The 3871-nt window shown below is 68.5% G+C and carries 5 protein-coding genes and 1 pseudogene; all 6 read left to right on the top strand.

The features are described from left to right. Positions 1-1466: hypothetical protein (locus ACNPM4_RS12270; protein ID WP_448985870.1), on the top strand; the 1466-nt coding region annotated here is incomplete at its 5' end. 1 nt (position 1467) lies between these two features. Further along, a complete protein-coding gene (locus tag ACNPM4_RS12265) occupies positions 1468-2199 on the top strand; it encodes a DNA-3-methyladenine glycosylase (RefSeq protein ID WP_448985869.1) in 732 nt (243 codons plus the stop codon). A gap of 139 nt (positions 2200-2338) precedes the next feature. Beyond that, positions 2339-2575 carry a 50S ribosomal protein L28 gene (gene rpmB / locus ACNPM4_RS12260; protein WP_017203559.1) on the top strand — a complete coding sequence of 79 codons (237 nt, stop codon included), beginning with the start codon at positions 2339-2341 and terminating at the stop codon, positions 2573-2575. Continuing rightward, a complete protein-coding gene (gene rpmG, locus ACNPM4_RS12255) occupies positions 2575-2745 on the top strand; it encodes a 50S ribosomal protein L33 (protein WP_017203558.1) in 171 nt (56 codons plus the stop codon). The genes rpmB and rpmG overlap by 1 nt, the downstream gene beginning before the upstream one ends. Positions 2746-2748: 3 nt before the next feature. Next, positions 2749-3054, top strand: coding sequence for a 30S ribosomal protein S14 (gene rpsN / locus ACNPM4_RS12250; RefSeq protein ID WP_017829734.1), 306 nt, complete (start codon positions 2749-2751; stop codon positions 3052-3054). A gap of 482 nt (positions 3055-3536) precedes the next feature. Then, positions 3537-3871: pseudogene (locus ACNPM4_RS12245) on the top strand (DNA/RNA helicase); the annotation flags it as partial.

Here is a 3871-nt window from a genome sequence, read left to right as displayed (position 1 = left end):
CCGAGGCCGAAGCCGAGGCCGAGGCTGAGCCGCGCGATGCGGCGTTCGATCCGGCCGATTCCCGCGAGCCGTCCGCACGCGAACCTGCCCGCACCCCCGCGACGTCGCGCCGCTTCCTCCTCACGATCGGCGCGGTCCTCGGCATCCTGGTGCTCGTCGGCACCGCGTTCGGGATCGTGAGCATCCTGCAGGGGCCACGGATCAGCGAGGTGCAGGTCGACACCGCGCAGGCGATCGAATCGTCCGGGAGCCGGGTCATCCTCACGGCGAACCAGGCGCTCTCGGACATCGATCCCGAGCAGGTCACCGTTGAGCCGGCCGTGCCGTTCACCGTCGATGCCTCCGGCCGGGGCGTCGGTGTGCGCTTCACGGTTCCGCTCGATGACTCCACGAAGTACACGGTGCGTGTCGCCGATGTCACCGGTGCCGGCGGGGGGCCTGCGACCACGTTGACGACGAGCTTCGAGACCCCGGCATCCCACATCTTCATCCTGCGACGCGATGTCGACGGCAAGGACAAGATCTTCCTCACCGACCTCAAGGGCGACGGGGTCGCAGTCTACGAGCACGACAAGATCAACGACTTCCGCGCGACCTCGAATCAGCTCGTCGTCGCGGTGGAGGAGGACGACGGATCCCGGCTGCTCGTGATGGACCGCGACGGGGCGAACCAGCGCGAGCTGAAACTGCCCGGTGACGGCTACGTCGGCGCGATCCAGGTCTCCGAGCGCGGCGCCCTCGTCGGCTACAGCTACTCCGACCGCGAGCTGAGCGACGACGAAGGGCGAGCGAGCGTGCTGGTCACACAGTCGCTGAACGGCAAGGACGACCCGCAGGTCATCGAGGTCGCGGGCGAGGAGGCGAGCGTCTTCGTCTGGCAGTTCGTGCCCGACAGCGCCGCCGTGCTGTTCATCGACTTCGACGGAGCGCTCTCGCTCGTCGACCGCTCGAGCGATGCGGGCGTGCAGTCCCTGGGGCTCGCCGCGACCATCCAGGGCATCTCCCGAGGTACCTACACCGCGATCGTCGAGCGGCTCGACGCCACCGTGGTCGAGCTCAACCTCGCCGACGGGTCCGAGAAGCCGCTCGCGGCATCCGATCCCGACTACGGCACGGCCTCCTCGATCACGCCGTACCCCGGTGGCACGCTGCGGCACGTGGTCTCGCGCGACGATGCCGGACTGCCGGTGGGGCAGGCGGTGATCCGCGTCGACGACGACGGCACGGCGACCCCGCTGGTCGAGGTCAGCTCGGCGGATTCGATCCTGCAGGCGTGCGCATCCCCGAGCGGCCAATATGCAGCAGTCGTCGTCGCGCCGGAACTGGCGAGCAACCCCTACGACGGGATGCTGCTCCCGCTGCCCGAGAACGTCGAGACGCATCTGATCGACATGGAGTCGGGCAAGGAGATGGTCGCCCTCACCGGCTTCGACGTCTCCTGGTGCCAGACGGCACCGCGGTTCTGACATGTCGCCGCGCGATGCCCTGCGCCGTGCCGCGCGTGCCGATCTGGGCGGCTCCGCGGTCGACGTCGCGCCGCGACTGCTCGGGGCGGAACTGCGCACGTTCGTCGTCGGGTCCGACGACACAGACCCGGTCGAGGTGCGGCTGCGCATCACCGAGGTCGAGGCGTACCACGGGCGGGGCACCGGCGAGATCGCGGACCCCGGATCGCATGCGCGAATGGGGCCGACCGCCCGCAACGCCACGATGTGGGGTGAGCCGGGGCACCTCTACGTCTACCTGAGTCACGGCATCCACTCGTGCGTCAACGTCGTGTGCGGGCCGGAGGGACAGGGCGACGGCGTGCTGCTGCGGGCCGGCGAGATCGTGGCCGGAGCGGATGCCGCGGCTCGGCGGCGCGGCGCGGTGCTGCCTCTCGGTCGCATCGCCCTTCGCGACCTCGCCCGCGGGCCGGGGCGTCTCGGTCAGGCCGTGGGGTTGCGGCATCCGCTGCACGACGGGATCGACGCCGTCACGGGGGAGGAGCGGCACGGGGCGCGCGCCGAGCTGTGGCTGGGCGTGCCGCGGGACGACGTGGTGCGCGGCCCGCGGGTCGGCGTCGCCGGAGTCGCCGGCACGCACGCGTTCCCCTGGCGCTTCTGGATCGATGGCGACCCCACCGTGTCGCCCTTCCGCTGGGGGCGGGGCGCGGCCGAGGCCGCGGCGCTCGACGGCACTCCGCCCGTGCTAAACTGACTCTTTGTCTGCGCACACTCCTGTGCGCAGTTCGCGTGCTTCCCCTTCTGCGGCCGAGAGATCGGCGGGTCGAGGTTGCGTGCAGACAAGGGATCTTGGGTGAGGCCGTCCGGTCTCACGGTATAGAAGGAGTCACATCATGGCAGCAGTGTGCCAGGTGACCGGAGCTGTTCCCGGCTTCGGACACAATGTCTCGCACTCGCACCGCCGGACGAAGCGCCGCTTCGACCCGAACGTGCAGAAGAAGACGTATTTCGTTCCGTCGCTCGGTCGTAAGATCACGCTCAACGTGTCCGCCAAGGGCATCAAGGTGATCGACGTCCGCGGCATCGAGAACGTGGTCAAGGACCTCCAGGCGAAGGGTGTGAAGCTCTAATGGCCAAGAAGGCTCAGGACGTTCGTCCGATCATCAAGCTGCGTTCGACGGCAGGTACGGGTTACACGTACGTGACGAAGAAGAACCGCCGCAACACCCCCGACCGCCTCGTGCTCAAGAAGTACGACCCGGTCATCCGTCAGCACGTCGAATTCCGAGAGGAGCGTTGATCAATGGCTAAGAAGAGCAAGATCGCTCGCAACGAGCAGCGCAAGGTCATCGTCGAGCGTTACGCCGAGCGTCGCGCCGAGCTGAAGAAGACCCTGGTCGACCCGAACGCCACCGACGAGGCCCGCGAGGCCGCACGCGTCGGCCTGCAGAAGCTGCCGCGCAACGCGTCGCCGGCTCGCGTGCGTTCGCGCGACGTCATCGACGGCCGCCCCCGCGGTGTCCTCACGAAGTTCGGCATCTCGCGTGTCCGCTTCCGTGACATGGCACACCGTGGCGAGCTGCCCGGTGTCACCAAGTCGAGCTGGTAAGTCTCAGCTGACAGGGGGCGAGGATCTTCGGATCCTCCCCCCTTCTGCGTCCCCTGCGCTTCGTCTTGCGTTGTGGTGCCCCTGCGTTGTGGTGCCCCTGCGTTGTGGTGCCCCTGCGTGGTGATGCCTCGCGTGGGGTGCCCTCGCGTTGTGAAGGACTTCTCGCGCTTTGAAGGACGCGAGGCAGCATCCACTCCTTCATTCCGCGTCTTCTCCTTTATTCGGTGCGCGAGCGCGGGCCGCGCGGGTGCTCTGAAGGAGTTCTCACGCTCTGAAGGCCTGCTGACGGCATCCACTCCTTCGCTCCGTGTTTTCTCCTTCAGATCGTGAGATCAGACGTGCCCGGCGGGAGAGCGGACGCGTTCGCGGGAGCGGATGCTCCGCACGGAGCTGTCCTGCACAGTAACCGCTCGCTGAAGAACAGTGCCCGCTTGCCGGGATGGTGGTCACCCCTGCGCCAGGCGGGCGGGCACGATCGTTCGATGGATGCCGTGAGCGAGCTGCGACGTCGTGGAGGAGTCGCACGAGTGCGCACGCTTCGAGAAGCCGGTGTGAGCGAGTACGCGCTGCGGCGGTCGAAGGAGCAGTGCGAGATCACGACCGTGCGCCAGGGGTGGGTGGCGCTGCCCGACGCCGATCCGCAGACCGTCGGAGCGGTGTCCCGCGGAGTCGTGCTGAGCTGCGTGACGGCGGCGGAGCGGTACGGGCTCTGGGTTCCCGCGAAGTCGGCGCTCCACGTCGCCGCACGACCGAACGCTGCGCGCATTCGGGTGCCGTCGCAGGTCGTCGTGCACTGGTCGAAGCCTGTGGTCCTGGG

The organism is Microbacterium umsixpiens (assembly GCF_053543675.1).
The sequence above is the reverse complement of the archived record's forward strand: the minus strand, read 5'-3'. Positions and strand labels throughout refer to the sequence as shown.

Excerpts from the sequence above, each read along its gene's own strand:
- rpsN (WP_017829734.1), top strand. The coding sequence starts at position 2,749 with ATGGCTAAGAAGAGCAAGATCGCTCGCAACGAGCAGCGCAAGGTCATC.
- rpmB (WP_017203559.1), top strand. The coding sequence starts at position 2,339 with ATGGCAGCAGTGTGCCAGGTGACCGGAGCTGTTCCCGGCTTCGGACAC.
- rpmG (WP_017203558.1), top strand. The coding sequence starts at position 2,575 with ATGGCCAAGAAGGCTCAGGACGTTCGTCCGATCATCAAGCTGCGTTCG.
- ACNPM4_RS12265 (WP_448985869.1), top strand. The coding sequence starts at position 1,468 with ATGTCGCCGCGCGATGCCCTGCGCCGTGCCGCGCGTGCCGATCTGGGC.